The organism is Mycobacterium sp. Aquia_213 (genome assembly GCF_026625985.1).
In the GTDB taxonomy this organism is placed as follows: Bacteria; Actinomycetota; Actinomycetes; order Mycobacteriales; family Mycobacteriaceae; genus Mycobacterium.
In genome coordinates this window covers 461,402-484,945 of record NZ_CP113116.1, presented here as the reverse complement: position 1 = coordinate 484,945, position 23,544 = coordinate 461,402, and the positions used below count along the sequence as shown (strand labels likewise).

The following is a 23,544-nucleotide window of genomic DNA, read 5'->3' as shown; positions in this document are numbered from 1 at the left end:
CGACTACTGCTCGTAGACCCTGGGATCCAGGGTGCCGATGTACGACAGGTCGCGATAGCGCTCGTCGTAGTCCAGGCCGTAGCCGACGACGAAGTCATTGGGAATGTCGAAGCCCACATAGGAGATTTCGACGTTGGCGCGCACCGCGTCGGGCTTGCGCAGCAGCGTGCACACCCGCAGCGAGCGGGGATGGCGGGTCTTCAGGTTGCGCAGCAGCCACGACAGGGTCAGACCGGAGTCGACGACATCCTCGACGATCAACACGTCGCGACCGTTGATATCGCGGTCCAGGTCCTTGAGGATGCGCACCACCCCCGACGACGACGTCGAGGTCCCGTAGGAGCTGACGGCCATGAATTCGAACTGCGTCGGCACCGGAATCGCGCGGGCCAGGTCGGTGACGAACATCACGGCGCCCTTGAGCACCGTGACCAACAGCAGGTCCTGTCCGGTCTCGGAAACGGACTCGCGGTAATCGTTGCCGATCTGCTCGCCGAACTCGACGACGCGGGCCTGGATCTGCTCGGTCGTGAGCAGCACAGACTTGATATCCCCCGGGTAGAGGTCCACTGGCTGCTCGGGCGTTATCGCCGAGGAGATCTGGGCCACGCCCACAGCGTGCCATGTCAGCGGCCGAACAACCAACGGCGGCGACAATTTTGCGGACTTTACACAGGCTCGCGGCGCAAGATCAGCATGCCGTCGCGCCGCCCCGCGATCAGCCGCTCGCCGCGCAAATCCGAGCCGACGGCCACCCCGCCCTGCCCGCGCCACGCGGTGACCAGCGCGTCCACCCCGCGGATCTGCTTGTCGGTCAGGCCCGTCGCCCCACCGGCCAGCAGCCAGCCGCGGATCACCCGGCGCCGTACCGGGTCGGGCAACGTCGCCATGGCCTGGGCGCCCAGCCCGCGGTCCGCCCGCACGCCGGGCAGCGCCTCGGCCGCGAGCGTGTCGATGAACTCGGTGTCCTCCCGCAGCGCCGTCGCGGTCCGGGCCAGCGCCTCGGCTACCCCGCCGCCCAGCACGTCCTCGAGCAGCGGCAGCACCTCGTGTCGCAGCCGGCTGCGGGTGAAGCGGCGATCGTCGTTGTGCGGGTCCTGCCACGCGGTCAGGCCCAGCTCGCGGCACGCGGCATGCGTGGTGGCACGCCGGACACCCAGCAATGGCCGGCACCACGGCGGATCGTGCGGGCGCATTCCGGCGATCGAGCGCGCTCCGGAGCCGCGGCCCAGCCCGAGCAGCACGGTCTCGGCTTGATCGTCGAGGGTGTGGGCCAACAGCACCGGCCCGAGCTGGTAGGCGCTCAACGCCGCGTAGCGGGCGGCGCGGGCAGCGGCCTCCGGGCCGCCGTCATTGCCCACCTGTACGCAAATGACTTGTGCGCCAACGCATCCCAACGCGACCGCCTGGGTGCGCGCGGTTTCGGCGACGGCGGCCGACTCGGGCTGCAGGCCGTGGTCGACGATCAGCGCGGTGGTGGGCCGCAGCGCGGCCGCGACCGCGGTGAGTGCCAGCGAGTCCGGCCCGCCCGATAGCGCCACACCCCATTGGTCGCCGGCGACCGGATAGGTCTTCGCGAACGCCTCGACAGCCGCGCGCAGCTGCGCTACAGAATCCTGTCGATCCATCGCTGGGGGTCTTCGATCTCGGTGGGCAGCGGCAGCGTTTCGGGGCCGGACCAGACGGTGTTGAACCGCTCCATTCCGACCCGGCCCACCACATGGTCGACGAACGCCTTGCCGCGGGTGTACTGGTTGAGCTTGGCGTCCAGGCCCAGCAGGGCACGCATCAGGCGCTGCAGCGGCGGCGGCTTGCGGTGGCGGCGGTCGTCGAACCGACCGCGGATGGTGGCCACCGACGGCACCGCCTTGGGCCCGACGGCATCCATCACGTGGTCGGCATGCCCCTCCAGCAAGGTGCCCAGCACCAGCAGCCGATCCAGCGCCTGGCGCTGTGGCTCGGACTGAACGGCACGCACCAGCCCGACAATCCCCGACGCGGAAGCGTCGGACGTGACTAGACCGCGGTTGCGCACGTACTCGGCCAGCCGGCCGGCCACTTCGCCGATGTCGTCGCCGGCGTCGCGGGTCAACAGCGCGAGCGCGTCCGACATGTAGTCGGGCAGCCAGCGGTTGGCGGTGAACTGCACCCGGTGCGTCACCTCGTGCAGGCACACCCACAGCCGGAAATCGGCCGGATCGACCCGCAGCTGGCGCTCGACGGCGATCACGTTCGGATACACCAGCAGCAGGCAGCCCTCTTTGTCGGCGAAGAACGGGTCGTACTGGCCGAGGATTCCGGACGCCACAAACGCCAGCACGGCACCGGTCTGCGCACCGGTGAGCCGGCCGGTAAGAAACCCGCGCGGCTTTTCGGCGCCGTTCGTCATCACGCGCATCGAGTCCGCCGCGGCACGGACCCACTGCGCGCGATCGACGATGCGGGCCGCCGGCACTTCGCCGTTGGTGGTCAGGCCCGTCACGTCACGTACCAGTGGTTCGGCTTTCGTCGCCGAACTCGCGAGCTCGTCGATCGCCTGACGGCGGGTGTAGTCGCTGGCGGGCGGACTGGGCCGGGCCAGCCGAGCGGCGACCGTCGCCGCGAACTGCCAGTCGACGGCGTTACCGAGGGTCAGGTCGGGCGGGGCGCTCATGTGCACCCGCAGGTCCACAGGCGCGTGGCCAGGGCGTCCATCGCGTTGCGTCCGTTGGGGCCGGCGGCGTTGGAGATGAACGCGAACGTGAGCACCCGTCCGGTGCGGTCGGTGACGACTCCGACCAGCGAGTTGGTCGCGGTCAACGAGCCGGTCTTGGCGCGCAGCCAGCCGGCCGGTCCCTGATTGGTGGCCGGGTCGAGAAAGCGGTCGGCCAGCGTCCCGCTGCCGCCGGCGATCGGCAGCAGATCCAGCAGCGCCCGCAGCGAGGCCTGGTCCGGCCCGGCGGCGGCCTGCACCGTGCCGTCGAGCGTCTTGGCCGTCAGGCGGTCGTCGACCGACAGCCCGCTGGAGTCCACCAACGTGGCGCCGGTGGTGTCGACATGCGCGGTGCCCAATCGGTTGGTCACCGCGTCGACCGCGCCCGCGAAGCTGCGTGGCCGGTTGATCGCCGCGGCCACCTCACGGGCGATGGATTCGGCCAGCACGTTGTCGGAGTGATCCATCATCTCGCCGAGCCGCTGGACCAGCGGCGCCGATTGCACCACCGCCAGCTGCCGCGCCCCGGACGGCGCCGAGGCAATGGTCACCGCGGCGGGATCCAGGCCGAGGGCCTTGGCCAGCTCGCGGCCGGCGTCCAGCGCCGGGTTCTTGGACCGCCGCGAGTTGACGGTGCTGGGCTGGATGCGTCCGCAGTCGATCATCACCGGCTCGATCGGCGCGATGTCCCCGTTGTCGATGTCGGTGGGGTCCCAGCCCTGCGCCATCGTCGGGCCGGTGAACGCCGAGGTGTCCACTTGCACGGTCGTCGGCGTCATGCCGCTGCGATGAATCTGCTCCACCAGGTCGCTGAGGCGTGGCGCACCGCGGTACCAGGTCGGCGCGTCGGGCGCCGCCGCCGACAGCGTCGGATCGCCGGCGCCCACCAGCACGATCGGCCCCTGGGCGTTCTGACTGCCGGCCACGACCCGCGTGCTGATGCGGGCCTGCCGATCCAAGGTCAGCAGCGCCGCGGCCGCCGTCAGGACCTTGTTGGTCGACGCCGGCACCAAGGGCACGTCGGCGGCCACCTGCCAGAGCTCCTTGCCGGTGAGGGCGTCGGTGATCCGGCCACCGAGCCGGCCGAGATTGGGGTCGGCCGCCACCGGGGCCAGCACGGCCGCCAGCGCACCGGCCGAGGGCGTCTCGGCGGTGTCGGCGACGGGCACCATTCCCGGCTTCACGATCGGTGCCCGGGGCGGCGGGACCGCAACGTGCGCGCCGCCGCTGCCGTGCCCACCCGTGGTGAAGAAGGTGGCCGCGGCCACCACGGCGGCGACGAACGCCAGCACGGCCAATCCGATGAACACCTGGGTGGATTTCCGCCAGCGAGTACGACCCATCACTCTCCTGACTGTTTGGTCCTATTCTGCCGAATCTGCCGAAACTCGCTCGACTAGGGTGATCCGCGACGAACCGATCTACCGGGTCCACCCAGACTTACTTCTCTTCAAAGGAGCGTCAGACAGTGCAATTCGACGTGGTCATTGAGATCCCGAAAGGCCAGCGGAACAAGTACGAGGTCGATCACGACACGGGGCGCGTCAAGCTCGACCGCTACCTCTACACGTCGATGGCCTACCCGACCGACTACGGCTTCATCGAGAACACCCTGGGCGAGGACGGCGACCCGCTGGACGTGCTGCTGCTGCTTCCCGAGTCGGTGTTCCCGGGTGTGCTGGTCGAGGCGCGACCGGTGGGCATGTTCAAGATGGTTGACGAGGCCGGCGGTGACGACAAGGTGTTGTGTGTCCCGGCCGGCGATCACCGGTGGGACCACATCCAGGACATCGGCGATGTTCCGTCCTACGAACTGGACGTCATCAAGCACTTCTTCTCGCAGTACAAGGCCCTGGAGCCGGGCAAGTACGTCAAGGCGGCGGACTGGGTCGGCCGCGCCGAAGCCGAGGCCGAGGTGGAGCGCTCGATCGCGCGGTTCAAAGAGGGCGGGCACTAACGCTGCTGGCGTAACCGCAGCCACCACCCTCCGGGATTCTCGGTGGCATCCTGGCGAGGTGACCCCGGTGCTTCATTTCGCCGCGAATTTCTGGTGGCTGATCTTCCCGTTCGCGGGCGCGCTCGGAACTGGCGTCAGGGCGGTGGCCGCCGCGAACGAGCGCCGGGCGCAGCGACGACTGGAACGCTATCGGCTCAAGCAGCAGACCAAGATCGCCATCGCTCAGGCATCCGGCCGGTCCCCCGCAAGCGGGAGGTACCCCCAGCGCGGCGACGAGGAGAGTTCTCGACGAGATCTCACGAAACTCCTTGCGGCACATGATCGTATGGACACGCAATGGCTGGAGTACGAGGTCGACATCGCCAAACTGCTGGATTTCCCGTTGATGACGAATATGCGCGATCCGCTGACCATCGCCTTCCACAAGGCGAAGCGGCACGCGGATTTGCTGCGGCCGGAGCGGCCCGACGATTTCGCCGGTGACCGGTCGGCATACCTGGACTACCGCGACGCCGTCCACGAGTACATCAGCGCGTTCGAGATCGCCGAGGCCGAGGCAATTCGCCGGCGCCGCAGCGATTTCTCTGAGGACGAACAGCAACGGCTGGCCCGCGCCCAGAACCTGCTGCACCTGGCGCAGGACGAGGGAGCCACCCGTGAGGAGCGGCAGAACGCCTACGCGCGGGCCGGCAAGGAGCTCGACGGCCTCATCGCGCTGCCGGCGCCCGCGCGGGCCAGCATCGAACGGCGCATCGCCGGGCAAATCGAGGCATAGCCCGACTCAGCCAGTGGCCTCGCGCCTGTTGCGCAGCACGCTCCAGCCGAATGCCGCCCCGATGAACACCACGCCGACCAAGGCGGTGAGCACCTCGGGGATCCGATAGTGCTGTTCGATGGACAACAGCATGATCACCGACAACGCGCCGATCGCCCAGTGTGCGCCGTGTTCCAGATACACGTAGCGGTCCAGCGTCTGCTGCTGGACCAGGTAGATCGTGATCGAGCGGACGAACATCGAGCCGATCAATCCCAGACCGAGGGCGATGATGATCGGGTCCGACGTGATCGCGAAGGCACCGGTGACCCCGTCGAACGAGAAGGCCGCGTCCAGTACCTCGAGGTACAGGAACAGCGTCAGGCCGGCCTTGCCCACCGCCAGGGCGGGCGAGGCGGCCTCGGCGCCGTCGGCATCAGCCGGCCGAAACGCCTGGCTCAAACCGTTGACGATCAAATACGTCACCAGGCCCAGTAGCCCGGCGGTCAGCACCGTCGCGCACTCCTCGCTGGAGTGGGTCAGCTGCGTACCGACCAAGACCAGCACCACGGCGGTGGCCACCACCGAGACCTCGGCGAGACGACCAATCCGGGCAAAGGGGACCTCAATCCACTTGAGCCACTTGATGTCTCGGTCGTAAACGATGAAATCCAGAAACAGCATCAGCAGAAATACTCCGCCGAACGCCGCGATCTGCGGATGGGCCGCAGTCACCAGCTTCTCGTAGCTGGGCGAGCCGTCCGGGAATTCCAGTGCGCCGTGCGGCGGCGGATTGAGGGCCAGGTGCAGCGCGTGCACCGGGTCGATGCCCGCGCTCGCCCACACGATCAGCAGCGGGAAGAGCAGCCGCATCCCGAATACGGCGATCAAAATCCCGATCGTTAGGAACATCTGCCGCCAGAACGGGCTCATCCGCTTCAGCACGGCGGCGTTGATGATTGCGTTGTCGAAGGACAACGACACCTCGAGGATGCCCAGGGCCACCAGAAGGAACAGGGCGTTGAGCCCGCCGTGGGCATAGCCGAGCGCGAGGGCCGCCAACGTGACTAACAGCGAGATCCCGAAGATACGAGCGGCGGCCATGGGTCCTTCCTGACAGGCGCCCACATTAGGGCGAATGCGGTCGTCACCGCCAGCCATGGCAGCCGCGCACTTACTATTTTCAAATTGTGGCTATGCATCGGGTCTGTCGGCTGACAGCGCGGCGCCGGTGACCGAAGTCGGCGGCGCGGCCTCGCCGTTGGGGGCTGCCGGGGCCGCGGGAGCGGCCCAGGGACCGATCGCGCGCAGCAGCATGGCCCGGGTCGGCGCCGCCACCGCGCTGACCGCGGTGTGCGGCTACGCGGTGATCTATCTGGCGGCTCGTGACCTGGCGCCGAGCGGCTTCTCGGTGTTCGGGGTGTTCTGGGGCGCATTCGGCCTGGTCACCGGGGCCGCCTTCGGCCTACTGCAAGAAACCACCCGGGAAGTGCGCGCCACCCGCTACATCGAGGCGTTGCCGGGTCCAGAACTCCGCAACCACCCGCTGCGCGTCGCCGCGATGGTCGGTGCCACCGCGGCCGTCGTGATCGCGGGCAGCTCGCCGTTGTGGGGTGGCCGGGTGTTCGCCGAAGAGCGCTGGTTGTCGGTGGCGCTGCTCTCCGTCGGCCTGGCCGGATTCTGTCTGCACGCCACCCTGCTCGGCATGCTGGCCGGCACCGATCAGTGGACCCAGTACGGGGCGCTGATGGTGACCGACGCGGTGATGCGGGTGGCGATCGCCGCGGCCACCTTCGTGCTCGGCTGGGGTTTGACCGGTTTCCTGTGGGCGACGGTGGCCGGCGCGCTGGCCTGGCTGGTCATCCTGGCGGCCTCGCCCACGGCCCGCGCGACGGCCCGACTGCTGACACCGGGCAACACGGCGACGTTCTTGCGGGGCACCGCGCACTCGATCACCGCGGCGGGCGCCAGCGCGATCCTGGTGATGGGATTCCCGGTGCTGCTCAAGCTGACCTCGAATCAGCTTGGGGCACAAGGCGGTGTGATCATCCTGGCCGTGACGTTGACCCGCGCGCCGCTGCTGGTGCCGTTGACCGCGATGCAAGGCAACCTGATCGCGCATTTCGTGGACGAGCGCCGCGACCGGTTGCGGGCCCTGCTCGCACCGGCGGCGATCATCGGCGGCATCGGCGCGATCGGGGTGCTGGCGGCCGGCCTGGTGGGCCCGTGGCTGCTGCGGGTCGCGTTCGGGGCCCAGTACGACGCCAGCGGCGCCCTGTTGGCGTGGCTGACGGGCGCGGCGCTGTCGATCGCCATCCTGACGCTCACCGGTGCCGCGGCCGTGGCCGCGGCGCTGCATCGGGCCTACGCGCTGGGGTGGGTCGGGGCCACCGCGGCGTCGGGTCTGTTGCTGCTGCTGCCGCTACCGCTGGAGACCCGCACCGTGGTCGCGCTGCTGTGCGGTCCGCTGGTGGGAATCGGCGTACACCTGGTGGCTTTGGCGCGCGCCGGGCGCTTAGCCGGCTGATCCTGGCTACCCTGTGAACATCGAAACGGATTACCCGGGCGTCTGGATCGTCATTCCCGCCTTCAACGAAGCCACGGTCATCGGCGAGGTGGTCGCCGATGTCCGTTCGGTCTTCGACCACGTCGTGTGCGTCGACGACGGCAGCGCCGACGGCACCGGTGAAATCGCCCGGCGGGCCGGGGCTCATCTGGTGCGCCATCCGGTGAACCTGGGGCAGGGCGCGGCCATTCAGACCGGCGTCGAGTACGCCCGCAAGCAGCCCGGCGCGCGGGTCTTCGCGACGTTCGACGCCGACGGACAGCATCGCGTCAAAGACGTGTCCGCGATGGTCGACCGGCTCATCGCCGAGGACGTCGACATCGTCATCGGAACGCGGTTCGGTGGGCAGGAGAGCAGCCGGCCGCCGCTTCTGAAACGGATCGTGCTGCAGACCGCCGCGCGGTTGAGCCCCAGCGGCCGCCGGCTTGGCCTGACCGACACCAACAACGGGCTGCGGGTGTTCAACAAGACGGTGGCCGACGGGCTCAACATCACGATGAGCGGTATGAGCCACGCCAACGAATTCATCCTGCTGGTCGCCGAAAACCATTGGCGGGTAGTCGAACAGCCGGTTGAGGTGCTCTACACCGACTACTCGAAGTCGAAGGGTCAGCCCCTGCTCAACGGCGTCAACATCATTTTCGACGGGTTCCTGCGCGGGCGGATTCCGAGATGAGAAGGACTCAATGATGAACTGGATCCAGGTGCTGCTGATCGGGTCGATCATCGCGCTGTTGATCTACCTGTTGCGGTCGCGCCGCAGCTCACGGTCGAAGGCCTGGGTCAAGGTCGGCTACGTCTTCTTCGTGCTGGGCGGCATCTACGCCGTGTTGCGGCCCGACGACACCACCGTGGTCGCACATTGGTTCGGGGTGCGCCGCGGCACCGACCTGATGCTCTACGCGCTGATCATGGCGTTCAGTTTCACCACGCTGAGCACATATATGCGGTTCAAGGACTTGGAGTTGCGCTACGCGCGCCTGGCCCGGGCCGTCGCACTGGAAGGCGCGCAGGCGCCGGAGCCAAGCTAGCCGGTCTGGGTTCGGAAGAATTCGACCGTGCGACGCACGCCTTCTTCGAGTTCAACTTGCGGCCGCCATCCCAAAACCCGTGCCGCCGAACTGATGTCGAGGCAAGACCGCTGAAGATCACCAAGGCGATCCGGGTGAAAATCTGGATCGTCAGGTCCGCCAACGGCTTTGGCCACCGCGGTGTGTAGTTGGCGGTCCGAGGTCTCGATTCCGGTACCGATGTTGAAGCGCTGCGCGCTGCCGGTTTCCCCGGATGCCTTGACGAAGGCGTCCACCACATCGTCGACGAACACGTAGTCGCGCGTTTTGCCGCCGTCCCCAAACACCTTGGTGGGCTTGCCCGACAGCAACGCTTGGGCGAAGATCGCCACCACTCCCGCCTCGCCGTGCGGGTCCTGGCGCGGGCCGTAGACGTTGGCCGGCGCGATGTGCGAGCAGTCCACGCCGTACAGGTGCCGAAACGTGTTCAGGTATATCTCGCCGGCCACCTTGCCCGCGGCGTATGGCGACCAGGGGTCGGTGGGCACGGTCTCGGGGGTCGGGATTTGCGACGGGGTGCCGTAGATGGACCCTCCCGACGAGGTGTGCACGACCTTGCGGACGCCGGCGCGGCGCGCGGCCTCGGCCAATCGCACCGTGCCGATCACGTTGACCGAGGCGTCGAACTGCGGCTCGGCCACCGAGCGGCGCACGTCGATCTGCGCGGCCAGGTGGAACACCACCTCGGGCCGGTGTTCGTCGAGAATCGCCTCGAGGTCCGCGGTCACGATGTCCGCCTCTACGAAGACGTGAGCGGAATCGTCGGCCAGATGCTCGAGGTTTCGGGCCTTGCCGGTCGCGAAGTTGTCCAGGCTCACCACCGAATGGCCGTCCGCCAGCAGGCGGTCGACCAGCGTAGACCCGATGAATCCGGCTGCCCCGGTTACCAGTGCGCGCACCGGCCCACCATACCGACCGGTAAGAAATAACCATGCCCGCCGTCATGACCCGGATGCCGCGGGTCGCCCTCGGGGCGGCCGCGCTGGTCGTGGTCGCGCTGGCGATACGGGCGGTGCTGGCCTTCGGCGGCTACTTCTACTGGGACGATCTGATCCTGATCGGAAAGGCCGGAACCGAGGGCTTGCTGTCGCCGTCGTACCTGTTCGACGACCACGACGGTCACGTGATGCCGGCCGCGTTCCTGATCGCGGGCGTGCTGACCCGGCTGGCCCCGCTGGATTGGACCGGGCCCGCGATCAGCCTGGTGATCATGCAGCTGCTGGCCTCGCTGGCGCTGCTGCGCGCGCTGTACGTGATCCTCGGCTGGCGGCGTGTGCTGCTGATTCCGTTGACGTTCGCACTGTTCACCCCGTTGGGCGTGCCGGGATTCGCGTGGTGGGCGGCGGCGCTGAATTCGCTGCCGATGCTCGCGGCGCTGGCCTGGGTGTGCGCCGACGCGGTGCTGCTGGTGCGCACCGGCAATCAGCGCTACGCGCTGACCGGCGTGCTGGTCTACCTAGGCGGGTTGCTGTTCTTCGAGAAGGCCGCGGTGATTCCGTTCGTCGCCTTCGCCGTGACCGCGCTGCTGTGCCATGTGCGCGGTGAGGGCTCCGCGCTGCTGAAGGCCTGGCGTGGTGGCTTGCGGCTGTGGGTGGCGGCGCTGATCCTGACGGTCGCCTGGGTGGCGCTCTACCTCGCGGTGGTCAATCAGCAACGATGGAGTTCCGACCTCGCGATGACCGGGGATCTGCTGTCGCGGTCCATCACCCACGGCATCGTGCCGGGGCTAGCCGGCGGGCCGTGGCACTGGGACCGCTGGGCGCCGGCCTCCCCGTGGGCCACCCCCACGCCGCTGGCGATGGCGCTCGGCTGGCTGGTGCTGATCGGGGTGCTGGCGCTGTCGCTCGTGCGCAAGCAGCGCCTCGGCCCGGTGTGGCTGACCGCGGCCGGTTATGCCGTGGCCTGTCAAGTGCCGATCTATCTGATGCGCTCGTCGAAGCTGACCGCGCTGGAACTCGCCCAAACCCTGCGCTATCTACCGGATCTCGTCGTTGTGCTGGCGCTGCTGGGCGCCGTCGGGCTGTGCGCACCGAACCGGTCGCTGGGTGCTCGCTGGCTGGACGCGTCACCGCAACGGACCGTGACGACGACGGGTTTGGCCGTGTTGTTCGTGGCCAGCAGCCTGTACTCGACGGCGACGTTCCTGACGAGTTGGCGCGACAACCCCACCCAGAGTTACCTGCGCAATGCGCAAGCGAGTTTAGCTGCGGCCCAAGCTAATTCGACTGCGCCGCTGCTGGATCAGGAGGTCGATCCGCTGATCCTGCAGCGGGTGGCCTACCCGGAGAATCTGGCCAGCCACATGTTCGCCCTGGTTCGCGACCGTCCGGAATTCGCTACGGCGACAACGCAATTACGTATGTTCGACAGTTCGGGGCGGCTCATCCCGGCCCGGGTCACCTGGATCCGGACGATCAAACCCGGGCCGATGCCGCAGTGCGGTTATTTCGCCCAACCGGACACGCCGGTGCGCATGGTGCTCGACGGCCCGCTGCTGCCCGCCGACTGGACGGTCGAACTCAACTACCTGGCCAACAGCGACGGCTCGATGACGGTCTCACTGTCGGAGGGGCCCGGCGTCAAGGTTGCGGTGCACCCCGGCCTCAACCGGGTCTATGCCAGGCTGCCGGGCGCCGGCGACGCGATCACGGTTCGCGCCAACACCACCGCGCTGGCGTTGTGCATCGCGTCGGGGCCGGTGGGTTTCCTGGCGCCGGCCTGAGCCCGTCAGCCGACCTGCAGGCCGCCCGGTCCCCTGATGTCGTTGTTGTGGCCGGGGTTGCTGATTTGCGGGACGGCACCTCCCGGCCCTTTCACCCAGGTGATGTGGTTGCCCCCGCCGGTGGCGTTGATGACGGCAACGGTCTGCAGGTTCACCGTGTTGGCGGCACCGCTGACATCGACCTCGCCGCACGACCCGTTCAGGGTGATCGTCGAATCCTGCCCCACGATCCTGATCGGTGATTGATTCCCACAGTCATAGGTGACGAACTTGAAGCTGGCGTCGATCTTGGCCGGCGCCGCGTCAGCGGATGCGATATTGATTGGCGCAGAAGCACTTCCGACCAATACCGCCGACATCGCCAGCAGCACACGAAATGCGGACCAGCTCATACCCCGACAATGCCACCGGGAAGACGGCCCTGACCAGGAATTAATAACTCCCTGGTTTTAAGCAGCGGTGGGCCCACTCCAGGACAGGTCGCTACGGGCCGGCGAGACGGGGCGGATCTGGGTGACGGGAGCCAACTCGTCATCGCCCTGCTCGTCACGCTGCACTTGGCGATAGGACCACCAGGCGGCGGCCAGGCCGGCGACCGCAAGTGCAAGAGCCAACAAGACCAAAACGTCGCCGAAGGCGAACAACAGGACAATTCCCGCCACGGCCCACACCGCCTCACCGACTGGATAATGGGATTCGTTGTTGTGCAACATGTCGGCCTCGCTCGAAATTCGGGGCCACCTTCTGATGCGGTGACTTAAAAATCTCAACGCGCACATCGCGGGAAGTCTGCCCCAATCCGGGTGATGGTGACCCAACTCACGCTGTGTTGATGGAGCCGCCTGCCGCTGGCGTCACAGCCGTGATGACCGACTCGGTCTGCGAATCAATGGGATTCGGCGGATGATACGTCGGCCAATCCGCTATCGGCGGCCAATGGGATGTAGCCGGGAAAATAGTGACCGAGCATGAACTCCGGCAATACGTACTGCGGGAACGCTCGAGAGATGTTGGTGTGATGGACGATATGCAGGGCCAAGCCCTCGGTGTCCGCGACATACCGCGCCCGGAAGCCCGCATTGACCGCCCCGTCGAAAAATTGCGCGTCCTCACCATGGTCTCGATCCGGGAAACGGACCGCATCGGCCACCGTCCGGCGCCAGGCGGAGGCGAACCCGTAGCCGGTGGCCTGCACATACGACGACTCTGGAGGCAAACCGCTCGTCGACACCGGCAGGAACGGATCATGCGGTGACAGGACGAAGTGCACGGGCCACAACACCTCCGATTCCCAATAGCAGAATCTTCCGTGTATCGGGCTGTGGGCAAACCATCCGCTCAAGGTGAGGTAATCGTCGTCGCCGAGCAGAGCCAGCATCCGCTCCACGTAGGCCGGCGAGTAATAGTCGTCGTCGTCGAACCGCATCAGGACATCCCCGCGCGCCAGTTCCATCAGCGCATTGAGCTTCGCGCCGATCGACATGCGGTCTCCGGGCCGGTGGATGTAATGAATACCGTCGCTTCGGTATTCATCGGTCGCAAGGGATTCGTCGGGTTCTGGACTGTCGTCGAGGATCAGCAATTGCAACGGACCGTTGAATGTCTGCGCCCGGAAATAGCCGATCATCTGCCGCAGCTGTGCGTGGCGCTGATAGGTCGGGCAAATTGCGCTGACGCTCGTCATCGCGGTGAGGATACCCAAGTTCAAGTCGGCATACCCGGCAAACGGATTCGAGCAGAAGGCAGCGTGATTGATATTGATGGAGCCGCCTGGGGGAATCGAACCCCCGACCTATTCATTACGAGTGAATCGCTCTACCGACTGAGCTAAGGCGGCGCACCCTCAAGCTGGGCGGCACGAGTCTACGGCAGCCGGACGCACCGGCCCAATTTCAGTCCCGCAGTTCCTGACCGATGGTGGCCACCATCGCGTCGACGGCGAACTTGGGCTTGACGTTGACCGCGAGCGCTTCGCGGCACTCGAGCACCGCTTCGATGCAGCGCAGCAGCCGCTCGGGCGCGGCATGCGCGGCCAGGGCCGCCACCCGCTCGGCCATATCCGGATGGTTGGCCTGCACTGCGCCCGCGCGCGCCGAGACCACCAGCGCATCGCGGAAGTAGGTGGCCAGGTCGATCAGCGCCCGGTCCAGCGCATCGCGCGACGCCCTGGTCTGGCGGGACTTCTGTCGCCGCTCGAGGTCCTTGATCGCACCCGTGGCACCGCGCATGGCCCCGGCGGTGCCCTTACCGGTGCCGCCGGCCCCCAGCGCCGTGCGCAGCTCCTCGGTCTCGGCCTCGGCACGGTCGGCGGTCAATACGACGGCCTCGGTTTCGGCCGCGGCCACCAGCTCCTCGGCGGCGGCGTAAGCGCGTGCCGGGGTCGCGGCATCGCGCACCAGTCCCAGCGCCCGCTCCCGTCGCTCGCGGGCCTCCGGGTCGGTCGCCAGCCGGCGCGCCCGCCCGACGTGGCCGCCGCTGACCGACGCCGCCCAGCTCGCCGTGTCGGCGCTCAGCCCGTCGCTGTCGACCAGCACCTGCGCGATCGACTCGGTCGACGGGGTCACCAGCGCGACGTGCCGGCATCTCGATCGCAGCGTGACCGCGATGTCCTCGGGATCCACCGACGGCGCACACAACAGGAACACCGTCGACGGCGGTGGTTCCTCGACCACCTTCAGCAACGCGTTCGCGGCACCCTCGGTCAGCCGATCGGCGTCCTCGACCACCACGATCTGCCAGTGCCCAGTGGTCGGGCGCCGCGACGCGATCTGCACGATGGCGCGCATCTCGTCCACGCCGATGGACAGGCCTTCGGGGATCACCCGGCGGACGTCGGCGTGGGTGCCGGCCATCGTCGTCGAACAGGCCCGGCACTGCCCGCAGCCGGGGCCGCCATCCTCAGCCGCAGATGTGCACTGCAGAGCGGCCGCGAAGCACAGCGCGGCAACCGAACGCCCCGAACCCGGCGGACCGGTGATCAGCCACGCATGTGTCATAGTCCCGTGGTCCCCACCGCTGTGACCGGGATCACTTCGGGCGCCTCTCGCGGCGGTCAGCAGCGCGGTCTCGACGGCGTCTTGGCCTACCAGCCGCGTAAACACTCCGGACATCACTGGCAACACTAGTGAGACAGACCGACGTCTACCCCCCGGCTACCGGATCGCGACATTTCCGTGATCTTTTCCGGCGTTTCGCCAGGATCCGGCGACTTGCCGAAGCAATTAAGGGTTACCGACTAGTCCCTACCGACCGATACGGTGGGTTGGTGGCAACACCGGGTGCTCTGCCCGGGCGAATCAGCGCGTTCGTCCGGTGGGTAGTGCGCACCCCATGGCCACTGTTCTCGCTGAGCATGCTGCAGGCCGACATCATCGGCGCCCTGTTCGTGCTCGGCTTCCTGCGCTACGGCCTCCCGCCCCAGGACCGTATTCAACTGCAGGATCTGCCCACGCTCAACCTGGCGATCTTCGCCAGCACGCTGGTGATCTTGTTTCTGGTCGGTGTGGTGGTCAACCTCAGGCTGCTGCTTCCGGTGTTCCGCTGGCAGCGCCGCGACAACATGCTCGCCGAGGACGATCCGGCCGCCACCGAACTGGCCCGCAGCCGCGCCCTGCGGATGCCGTACTACCGCACGCTGAGCACGGTCGTGTACTGGTGCATCGGCGGTGTGGTGTTCGTCGTCGCCAGCTGGTCGGTGGCCCGGTTCGCCGCGCCCGTCGTCACGGTCGCGACCGCGTTGGGAGCCGCCGCAACAGCGATCATCGGCTACCTGCAATCCGAACGAGTATTGCGGCCGGTGGCCGTGGCCGCCCTGCGCAGCGGGGTACCGGAGAACGTCAAGGCGCCGGGTGTCATCCTGCGCCAGATCCTGACCTGGATGCTGTCCACCGCGGTGCCGCTGCTGGCGATCGTGCTGGCCGTCGTGGCCGACAAGGTTTCGCTGCTGCATGCCGCACCGGAGAGCCTGTTCAATCCCATCCTGTTGTTGGCCCTGACCGCGCTGGGCGTCGGATTCGTCAGCACCCTGCTGGTGGCCATGTCGATCGCCGACCCGCTGCGTCAGCTGCGCTGGGCGCTCTCGGAGGTGCAGCGCGGTAACTACAACGCGCACATGCAGATCTACGACGCCAGCGAGCTGGGCCTGCTGCAGGCCGGATTCAACGACATGGTCCGCGACCTGTCCGAGCGGCAGCGGCTGCGTGACCTGTTCGGCCGCTACGTCGGCGAAGACGTGGCCCGCCGGGCGCTCGAGCGCGGCACCGAGCTGGGCGGCCAGGAGCGCGACGTCGCGGTGCTCTTCGTCGACCTGGTCGGTTCGACGCAGTTGGCCGCGACACGGCCGCCCGCCGAGGTGGTCCACCTGCTCAACGAGTTCTTCCGGGTGGTGGTCGACGCCGTCGCCCGCCACGGGGGCTTCGTCAACAAGTTCCAGGGCGATGCCGCGCTGGCCATCTTCGGTGCGCCCATCGAACACCCGGACGCCTCCGGCGGCGCGCTGGCCGCCGCCCGGGAGCTGCACGACGAACTCCTGCCGGTGATCGGCGCGGCCGAGTTCGGCATCGGGGTGTCGTCCGGCCGGGCCATCGCCGGCCATATCGGCGCCCAGGCCCGCTTCGAGTACACCGTGATCGGCGACCCGGTCAACGAGGCAGCGCGGCTGACCGAGCTGGCCAAGCTCGAGGCCGGGCATGTATTGGCGTCGGCGATCGCGGTCAGCGGCGCGCTGGACGCCGAAGCGCTGTGCTGGGATGTCGGCGAGGTGGTCGAGCTGCGCGGTCGTTCCGCGCCCACTCAGCTGGCTCGGCCGCTGAATCTGGCTGTCCCGCCGGCGGTTTCGACTCCGCGGCCCGTCAATGAAGACGTAGCCAGCGAAATCATGTGATCTCGCCGGGCGCTAACTGCGCTTGGCGGCCTTTTTCGCCGGGGCCTTGCGCGTGGTCTTCTTCGCGGGCCGCTTGGCCGGCCCCCGGGCCCGCCGGTCGGCCAGCAGCTCGGCGGCGCGCTCGTCGGTGATCGACAATACGTCGTCGCCCTTGCGCAGGCTGGCGTTGGTCTCGCCGTCGGTGACATACGGCCCAAATCGGCCATCCTTCACCACCATTGGCTTGCCCGACGCCGGGTCGTTGCCCAGCTCACGCAGCGGCGGGGCCGAAGCGCTTTGCCTGCCACGGCGTTTCGGCTCGGCATAGATCTTCAGCGCCTCGTCGAGCGTGATCGTGAACATCTGATCCTCGGTCGCCAGTGAACGAGAATCCGTGCCGCGCTTCAGGTACGGGCCATAGCGGCCGTTCTGCGCGGTGATCTCCTCGCCCGACGCCGGGTCGACACCGACCACTCGCGGCAGCGACAGCAGTTTCAACGCGTCCTCGAGCGTGACGGTCTGCAAATCCATGGTGCGCAGCAGCGAGCCGGTGCGGGGTTTGGGACCGGTGGGCTTCTTGCCCTTCTTCGCCGGGGCCGCCTCACCGTCCTCCGGGGGCGGCTCGGGCAGCACCTCGGTCACATACGGCCCGTACCGGCCGTCCTTGGCCACGATTTCGTGGCCGCTCTCCGGGTCCACCCCCAGCGAGCGGCCCTCTTGCGGGGTGGCGAAAAGCTCTTCGGCCACCTCGATGGTCAGCTCGTCGGGAGTCAGCTCGTCCTTGAGGTTGGCCCGCTGCGGCTTCGTCTCACCGTCGTCGCCGACGATCGTGCGCTCCAGGTAGGGCCCGTTCTTGCCCACCCGGACGTAGACGGCGCGGCCCTCCGCGTCGTCAAACAGCTTGATGGAGTTGACTTCTCGCGCATCGATGCCCTCGAGGTTGACGCCGACCAGCTTCTTGAGCCCACCGGAGCGAGCCACCGAGTCGGGCACGCCGTGGTCCCCGCCGAAGTAGAAGTTGTTGAGCCAGTTGGTGCGTTGCTCGTTGCCCGACGCGATCGCGTCCAGCTCGTCTTCCATCGCCGCGGTGAAGTCGTAGTCGACAAGCCGGCCGAAATGCTGCTCCAGCAGACCGGTGACGGCGAACGCGACCCACGAGGGGACCAGGGCGCTGCCCTTCTTGTGCACGTAGCCGCGGTCCTGGATGGTCTTGATGATCGACGAGTACGTCGAGGGGCGGCCGATCCCCAGCTCCTCGAGCGCCTTGATCAGTGAGGCCTCGGTGTAGCGCGCCGGCGGACTGGTGGAGTGCCCGTCCGGGGTGAGCTCCAGGGCCGCCAGCCGCTGCCCCTCGGTGAGCTGGGGCAGCCGGCGCTCGGCGTCGTCGGCCTCGCCGCCGGCCAATTCGTCCACGGTTTCCACGTAGGCCTTCAGGAAGCCGGCAAAGGTGATGGTGCGACCGCTGGCCGAGAACACCACCCGCTGATCGCCGTCGGCGCCGGCCGCAGTACCGGCGATCCGCAAACTCAGCGTGGTCCCGCGCGCGTCGGCCATCTGCGAGGCCACCGTGCGCTGCCAGATCAGCTCGTATAGGCGGAACTCGTCGCCGTCGAGCTCGCGGCGCACCGCATCCGGGGTGGCAAACGTCTCGCCCGCAGGGCGGATCGCCTCGTGGGCCTCCTGGGCGTTTTTGACCTTCCGGGTGTACTGCCGCGGCGCCGGGGAAACGTACTCGTCGCCGTAGAGCTGACTGGCCTGAGTGCGCGCCGCGCTGATCGCCGACTGCGACAGCGTCGTCGAATCGGTACGCATATAGGTGATGTAGCCGTTTTCGTAGAGCCGCTGGGCGATGCTCATCGTCCGCTCGGAGGAGAAGCGCAGCTTGCGGCCGGCCTCCTGCTGCAACGTCGACGTCATGAACGGCGCGTACGGCCGCCGGGTGTAGGGCTTCTCCTCGACCGAGGCCACCGAAAGCTGTGCGCCCCGCAAACCGGTGGCCAGCTGCGTGGCCCGCGCTTCGTTGAGCACCACGACCTCGTCGGCCTTGCGCAACGTGCCCAGCGAATCGAAATCACGGCCGGTGGCGACCCGCAGTCCGTCGACGGAGGTCAGCCGGGCGGTGAAGGTGGGCGGCTGCGCGTTCGCGTCGGACACGCTGGCGTCCAGCTGCGCAACGATGTCCCAGTACGACGCGCTGCGGAACGCCATCCGGTCGCGTTCGCGCTGCACGATGATGCGGGTGGCCACGGACTGCACCCGGCCCGCCGACAGCCTGGGTGCGACCTTCTTCCACAGCACCGGACTGACCTCGTAGCCGTACAGCCGGTCCAGGATGCGCCGGGTCTCCTGCGCGTCGACCAGGTCGATGTCCAGATCGCGGGGATTTTGCGCGGCCTCGAGGATGGCCGGCTCGGTGATCTCGTGAAACACCATCCGCTTGACCGGGATGCGCGGCTTCAGGGTTTCCATCAGGTGCCAGGCGATGGCCTCGCCCTCGCGGTCACCATCCGTGGCCAGGTAGAGCTCGTCGACGTCCTTCAGGAGGCCCTTGAGCTCGGTGACCGTGCTCTTCTTCTCCGGGCTGATGATGTAGAGCGGTTCGAAGTCGGCGTCGACGTTGACCCCGAGCCGGGCCCAGGGCTCCGACTTGAACTTGGCGGGCACGTCCGCGGCCGCTCTCGGCAGGTCGCGGATGTGTCCTCGCGACGATTCGACGATGTAGGAGGAGCCCAGGTAGCCCGCGAGTTTGCGCGCTTTAGTCGGCGACTCGACGATGACAAGTCGCCTCAGGCTGCCATTACCGCTGCTATCGCGGCCTAATGTCGGGTCAGCCACCTGCGCTTACGCTCCATCTCTTCTCCCGGTCCCGGTTCGGGACCGCCCTGCAGGAAGAATGACAGGCAGACGTCTGAAATTCCGCTGAAATTCAGATACGCCGGCGTTCCTTCCCTTCGGGCACCTGACAATTTCGCACCCGGAGGCGGGCCGACGCAAACCGACTCCCCGAAAACGCCGGTCCTAACGACGGCCAAACCTGTGTGCCGGGTGTTGTCCCGCGCGCCTGCAAATGTCGGATCCGGACGGCTCGCATGTCCCGGGTCGCGCCGCTAAACCCGCGGCCACAGCGCCAACGCCTCGGCGCCGTCAGGATGTTCCCCTACGTTCTCTACCAGCCGCGATAGCCTGCGACGGCCGCTGATCCGCAACGCCGGACGTCCGCCGCGGGTGCCGATCAGGGTGGGCGCGATCCCGACCCGCATCAGCGCCGACGCCAGCGGCGAATGCGTGTCGGGGGCGTGCGGATCCAAACCCAATTGATAGTGATCGCCTTCGGGCGTGCCGGCGGCGATGGTCCACGCCCGCAACTCGCGCGGGCCGGGCAGCCAGCGCGGCGGCACCGTCTTGACCGCACCGCGGGTCCATTCGGCCGCGATCGCGCTCAACGACGGGTCGATCGCCGTCCGCACCAGCGGCGTGTCCTCGTCGGTACGACCGATCTCGGGGACCAAGCCGGCCTCGGTGATCATCTCGGCCAGCGCCGAGGCGCGCCAGAGCTGATCCACGACGACCGAGAGCCGGGCCCCACGGGCCTCTGTAGCGCCCACCGTCACGATTTGCCCGGACGCCGCCAGCACTCCGCACAGATCGGCTACCGCGGGCGGCACCGCCTCCGCTGTGAAGAAGGAAAGCTGGCTCACCACATCGACAGTAAGCCAGGCCGCCCGTCCCCGCTTTGAGGCATTCGGCGCGCCGAGATACCTGGCGTGTCGGGTTCGCCCGGCCGAAGGTTGCGAAGGCGTGAATAGATAGTGAAAACCCCCCGGCGGCACCCGCAAAGCGGGTTGCACGGGGGGTTTTCGTCAGAATCTGCTCGGTTTAGACGGAGCGGACTCCGGTGGCCTGGGGGCCCTTAGGGCTGTGGCCGATTTCAAACTCGACCTTCTGATTTTCTTCGAGGGTGCGGAAGCCCGAACCCTGGATCTCCGTGTAGTGGACAAAAACATCCGCGGAACCGTCCTCGGGGGCAATGAACCCGAAGCCCTTCTCCGCGTTGAACCACTTCACAGTTCCCTGTGGCATTTCTCGATCTTTCCTTTTCTTCAAGGTGCGGAGCACCGCTTTTCGGTGCCCCGGGCCCGTTGTCACCGCCATACCTCACGGAGTCGTCGGAACTTCACCCGACCGTTAACCTCGCAGGAACCGCGGGTCGCAACGTCGATCCTGCGAAAGTTTGACACGAACACAGAAGCTACGACCGCAAACAGTCAACCATGTTCATGGCCTTGGCGACAGACTTGTGTCTGCGACTGATTCTTGGAGGGTGTGACGTGGCGAGTTTCGGCAGCGACCTGCTCGCCGTCGCGCTCGCCGGAACCTCGCCCGACGAGCATCCGCTGCGCCACGTCGCGGAGCTGCCGGCCCGCAGCGGCCGGCCCGATATGTGGCCGGAATGGGCCGAATCCGACGTCGTCGCGGCCTTTGCCGAGAGGGGCATCAGCGCACCGTGGTCACACCAGGCGCGGGCCGCCGAATTGGCGCACGCCGGCCGTCACGTCGTGGTCAGCACCGGCACCGCGTCGGGCAAATCGCTGGCCTATCAACTGCCGGTGCTCAACGCGCTGGCGACGGATCCGCTGGGCCGGGTGCTGTACCTGTCGCCGACGAAAGCCCTTGGTCACGACCAGTTGCGTGCCGCGCACGCGCTGACGGCCGCGGTGCCGAGACTGGGCCACCCGCGTTTGGCGGTCGCGCCCACCGCCTACGACGGCGACAGTCCCGCCGAGGTTCGCCGCTTCGCGCGGGAGCGCTCGCGCTGGCTGTTCTCCAACCCGGACATGATCCACTTGTCCATTTTGCGAAATCATCCGCGCTGGGCCGTCCTGCTGCGCGGCCTGCGCTTCGTGATCGTCGACGAATGTCATTACTACCGGGGCGTTTTCGGCTCCAACGTGGCGATGGTGTTGCGCCGCCTGCTGCGGCTGTGTGCGCGTTACTCGACAGCGCCGACGGTGATCTTCGCCAGCGCGACGACGGATTCGCCGGGTACCACGGCTTCCGAACTCATCGGCCTGCCGGTCGAAGAGGTCACCGAAGACGGCTCGCCACAGGGTGAACGCACCGTGGCGTTGTGGGAACCGGCGCTGCGCACCGACATCACCGGCGAGCACGGCGCCCCGGTGCGCCGTTCCGCCGGCACCGAAGCGGCGCGGGTGATGGCCGACCTGATCGCCGAGGGAGCGCAGACGCTGACGTTCGTTCGTTCCCGGCGGGCGGCCGAATTGACCGCGCTCGGCGCCCGGGCGCGGCTGGACGACATCGCGGCGGATCTTTCGCAGACGGTGGCGTCCTACCGGGCCGGTTATCTCGCCGAGGACCGCAACGCGCTGGAGCGCGCGCTGGCAGAGGGCCGATTGCGGGGCCTGGCCACCACCAACGCGCTCGAATTGGGTGTCGATATCGCCGGGCTCGATGCGGTGGTGCTCGCCGGTTTTCCCGGGACGGTTGCCTCGTTCTGGCAGCAGGCCGGCCGTTCCGGGCGCCGGGGGCAGGGTGCCCTGGTGGTGCTGATCGCCCGCGACGACCCGCTGGACACGTATCTGGTGCACAATCCCGCGGCGCTGCTGGACAAGCCGGTCGAGCGCGTGGTGATCGACCCGGCCAACCCTTATATTCTCGGACCCCAACTACTTTGCGCCGCAACAGAATTGCCGCTTGAGGAGGCGGAGGTTCGAGAATTGGACGCCGTGCAGGTGGCCGAGGGGCTGGTCGACGACGGGCTGCTGCGCCGCCGCGGCGGCAAGTACTTTCCCGCGCCCGGCCTAGAACCGCATGGCGCGGTGGACATCCGGGGCTCGGCGGGCGGCCAGATCGTCATCGTGGAGGCCGATACCGGACGACTGCTGGGCAGTGCCGGGCTCGGTCAGGCCCCCGCCTCGGTGCACCCGGGGGCGGTTTACCTCCATCAGGGCGACACTTACGTCGTCGATTCGCTCGATCTCGACGATGGAATGGCCTTCGTGCACGCCGAGGATCCCGGTTATGCGACGTTCGCGCGCGAAATCACCGACATCAAGGTCACCGGCGGCGGCGAGCGATCGACGTTCGGTCCGGTGACCCTGGGCGTGGTGCCGGTCAGGGTCACGCACCAGGTCGTGGGTTACCTGCGCCGGCGGCTGTCCGGGGAGGTCATCGATTTCATCGAGCTGGACATGCCCGAACACGTCCTGGAAACCACCGCGGTCATGTACACCATAACGCCAGAGGCATTGGCACACAATGGGATTGATGCAACACGGATTCCCGGCTCGTTGCACGCGGCCGAACACGCCGCGATTGGGCTGCTGCCTTTGGTGGCCAGCTGCGACCGCGGTGACATCGGCGGAATGTCCAGCGCGCTCGGTCCGCTGGGTGGGCCGAGTGTGTTCGTCTACGACGGGTATCCGGGCGGGGCGGGATTCGCCGAGCGCGGTTTTCGGCAAGCACGGACCTGGCTGAGTGCCACCGCGGCGGCCATCGAGGCATGCGAATGCCCGCGGGGCTGTCCGTCCTGCGTGCAATCCCCCAAGTGCGGCAACGGCAACGACCCGCTGGACAAGACCGGAGCTGTGCAAGTGCTCAGACTGGTGCTTGCGGAGTTGCCGTAGGGATCGCGCTGAGCAACCGTGCGGACGGCGACCGACCCCTCGACGGTCGACCTCCACGGATTCGCATATAACAACCGCCGAATGCGTTTCCTTCTGTCTAAAGAAACGCCAGCGTGATGTCTCAAAGCGCGACCAACGGCCGGAGCAGAAAACTACCAAGGCTGTGTTCTGATTTGCAAACTTACCAGTAACTTAGCGGCCGCGAAGTCGATTCGCGGCATCGCCCAACTGATGTCGCAACGGGATTTGCTGGAGCGATGACGGCGCGCCCGGGCATC

General features: G+C 67.7%; 21 protein-coding genes and 1 tRNA gene. 8 read left to right on the top strand and 14 right to left on the bottom strand.

Annotation, left to right across the window (positions count from 1 at the left end; all coding sequences use genetic code 11):
* Positions 1 to 3: 3 nt before the first annotated feature.
* From hpt to dacB, 4 genes are read right to left on the bottom strand one after another with little or no spacing between them, the layout of a single operon-like run.
* Positions 4 to 657 carry a hypoxanthine phosphoribosyltransferase gene (gene hpt, locus LMQ14_RS02260; RefSeq protein ID WP_267733236.1) on the bottom strand — a complete coding sequence of 218 codons (654 nt, stop codon included), beginning with the start codon at positions 655 to 657 and terminating at the stop codon, positions 4 to 6.
* Between the two features lie 11 nt (positions 658 to 668).
* On the bottom strand, positions 669 to 1,628 hold the full coding sequence (tilS, locus tag LMQ14_RS02255) for a tRNA lysidine(34) synthetase TilS (RefSeq protein WP_267733235.1): 960 nt from the start codon (positions 1,626 to 1,628) through the stop codon (positions 669 to 671).
* On the bottom strand, positions 1,607 to 2,653 hold the full coding sequence (locus LMQ14_RS02250) for a zinc-dependent metalloprotease (RefSeq protein ID WP_267733234.1): 1,047 nt from the start codon (positions 2,651 to 2,653) through the stop codon (positions 1,607 to 1,609). The genes tilS and LMQ14_RS02250 overlap by 22 nt, the downstream gene beginning before the upstream one ends.
* On the bottom strand, positions 2,650 to 4,035 hold the full coding sequence (gene dacB / locus LMQ14_RS02245; RefSeq protein WP_267733233.1) for a D-alanyl-D-alanine carboxypeptidase/D-alanyl-D-alanine-endopeptidase: 1,386 nt from the start codon (positions 4,033 to 4,035) through the stop codon (positions 2,650 to 2,652). The genes LMQ14_RS02250 and dacB overlap by 4 nt, the downstream gene beginning before the upstream one ends.
* A gap of 125 nt (positions 4,036 to 4,160) precedes the next feature.
* Here dacB and LMQ14_RS02240 point away from each other — a divergent pair, with 125 nt between their 5' ends.
* Both LMQ14_RS02240 and LMQ14_RS02235 read left to right on the top strand, forming a co-directional pair.
* A complete protein-coding gene (locus LMQ14_RS02240; protein ID WP_267733232.1) occupies positions 4,161 to 4,649 on the top strand; it encodes an inorganic diphosphatase in 489 nt (162 codons plus the stop codon).
* 58 nt (positions 4,650 to 4,707) lie between these two features.
* Positions 4,708 to 5,424 (top strand): hypothetical protein, encoded by a 717-nt coding sequence (locus tag LMQ14_RS02235; protein WP_267733231.1) that lies wholly within the window; start codon positions 4,708 to 4,710, stop codon positions 5,422 to 5,424.
* A 6-nt stretch (positions 5,425 to 5,430) separates the two neighbouring features.
* On the opposite strand, the gene LMQ14_RS02230 is transcribed toward LMQ14_RS02235, so the two are convergent.
* Entirely contained in the window at positions 5,431 to 6,507 is a 1,077-nt protein-coding gene (locus tag LMQ14_RS02230; RefSeq protein WP_267733230.1) for a DUF475 domain-containing protein, read from the bottom strand.
* A 55-nt stretch (positions 6,508 to 6,562) separates the two neighbouring features.
* Here LMQ14_RS02230 and LMQ14_RS02225 point away from each other — a divergent pair, with 55 nt between their 5' ends.
* From LMQ14_RS02225 to LMQ14_RS02215, 3 genes are read left to right on the top strand one after another with little or no spacing between them, the layout of a single operon-like run.
* Positions 6,563 to 7,930 (top strand): hypothetical protein, encoded by a 1,368-nt coding sequence (locus tag LMQ14_RS02225; protein ID WP_420714651.1) that lies wholly within the window; start codon positions 6,563 to 6,565, stop codon positions 7,928 to 7,930.
* Positions 7,931 to 7,943: 13 nt separating this feature from the next.
* The gene (locus tag LMQ14_RS02220) at positions 7,944 to 8,645 is read left to right on the top strand and encodes a glycosyltransferase family 2 protein (protein ID WP_267733229.1); all 702 of its coding nucleotides are present in this window, start codon (positions 7,944 to 7,946) and stop codon (positions 8,643 to 8,645) included.
* A 13-nt stretch (positions 8,646 to 8,658) separates the two neighbouring features.
* Positions 8,659 to 9,000: a DUF2304 domain-containing protein gene (locus tag LMQ14_RS02215; protein ID WP_036471851.1), complete on the top strand. Its 342-nt coding sequence runs from the start codon at positions 8,659 to 8,661 to the stop codon at positions 8,998 to 9,000.
* Here the strand turns inward: LMQ14_RS02215 and LMQ14_RS02210 are convergent.
* Positions 8,997 to 9,938 (bottom strand): GDP-mannose 4,6-dehydratase, encoded by a 942-nt coding sequence (locus LMQ14_RS02210; protein ID WP_267733228.1) that lies wholly within the window; start codon positions 9,936 to 9,938, stop codon positions 8,997 to 8,999. The genes LMQ14_RS02215 and LMQ14_RS02210 overlap by 4 nt on opposite strands.
* 32 nt (positions 9,939 to 9,970) lie before the next feature.
* Between LMQ14_RS02210 and LMQ14_RS02205 the strand changes: the two genes are divergently transcribed.
* A complete protein-coding gene (locus LMQ14_RS02205; protein WP_267733227.1) occupies positions 9,971 to 11,761 on the top strand; it encodes a hypothetical protein in 1,791 nt (596 codons plus the stop codon).
* 5 nt (positions 11,762 to 11,766) lie between these two features.
* Here LMQ14_RS02205 and LMQ14_RS02200 read toward each other — a convergent pair whose 3' ends face one another.
* The 5 genes from LMQ14_RS02200 to LMQ14_RS02180 all read right to left on the bottom strand — a co-directional run bounded on the left by LMQ14_RS02200 (position 11,767) and on the right by LMQ14_RS02180 (position 14,871).
* Complete coding sequence (locus LMQ14_RS02200; RefSeq protein ID WP_267733226.1) at positions 11,767 to 12,153, bottom strand: DUF3060 domain-containing protein; 387 nt, start codon at positions 12,151 to 12,153, stop codon at positions 11,767 to 11,769.
* Between the two features lie 57 nt (positions 12,154 to 12,210).
* Complete coding sequence (locus LMQ14_RS02195; RefSeq protein WP_267733225.1) at positions 12,211 to 12,474, bottom strand: hypothetical protein; 264 nt, start codon at positions 12,472 to 12,474, stop codon at positions 12,211 to 12,213.
* Between the two features lie 173 nt (positions 12,475 to 12,647).
* Complete coding sequence (locus tag LMQ14_RS02190; RefSeq protein WP_267733224.1) at positions 12,648 to 13,445, bottom strand: glycosyltransferase family 2 protein; 798 nt, start codon at positions 13,443 to 13,445, stop codon at positions 12,648 to 12,650.
* 77 nt (positions 13,446 to 13,522) lie between these two features.
* Positions 13,523 to 13,598: transfer RNA gene (locus tag LMQ14_RS02185), tRNA-Thr, on the bottom strand.
* Positions 13,599 to 13,653: 55 nt separating this feature from the next.
* Entirely contained in the window at positions 13,654 to 14,871 is a 1,218-nt protein-coding gene (locus LMQ14_RS02180; RefSeq protein ID WP_267733223.1) for a DNA polymerase III subunit delta', read from the bottom strand.
* 89 nt (positions 14,872 to 14,960) lie between these two features.
* Here LMQ14_RS02180 and LMQ14_RS02175 point away from each other — a divergent pair, with 89 nt between their 5' ends.
* Complete coding sequence (locus tag LMQ14_RS02175) at positions 14,961 to 16,643, top strand: adenylate/guanylate cyclase domain-containing protein (protein ID WP_267735311.1); 1,683 nt, start codon at positions 14,961 to 14,963, stop codon at positions 16,641 to 16,643.
* A 12-nt stretch (positions 16,644 to 16,655) separates the two neighbouring features.
* Here the strand turns inward: LMQ14_RS02175 and topA are convergent, their stop codons facing one another.
* From topA to cspA, 3 genes are all read right to left on the bottom strand, one after another.
* A complete protein-coding gene (gene topA / locus LMQ14_RS02170; protein WP_267733222.1) occupies positions 16,656 to 19,457 on the bottom strand; it encodes a type I DNA topoisomerase in 2,802 nt (933 codons plus the stop codon).
* A 272-nt stretch (positions 19,458 to 19,729) separates the two neighbouring features.
* Positions 19,730 to 20,320 carry a hypothetical protein gene (locus LMQ14_RS02165; RefSeq protein ID WP_267733221.1) on the bottom strand — a complete coding sequence of 197 codons (591 nt, stop codon included), beginning with the start codon at positions 20,318 to 20,320 and terminating at the stop codon, positions 19,730 to 19,732.
* Positions 20,321 to 20,498: 178 nt separating this feature from the next.
* Positions 20,499 to 20,702, bottom strand: a complete 204-nt coding sequence (cspA, locus tag LMQ14_RS02160) for a cold shock protein CspA (RefSeq protein WP_007166602.1) — start codon at positions 20,700 to 20,702, stop codon at positions 20,499 to 20,501.
* Positions 20,703 to 20,950: 248 nt separating this feature from the next.
* On the opposite strand from cspA, the gene LMQ14_RS02155 reads away from it, so the two are divergent.
* A complete protein-coding gene (locus tag LMQ14_RS02155) occupies positions 20,951 to 23,266 on the top strand; it encodes a DEAD/DEAH box helicase (protein ID WP_267733220.1) in 2,316 nt (771 codons plus the stop codon).
* The last annotated feature ends 278 nt before the right edge of the window (positions 23,267 to 23,544 follow it).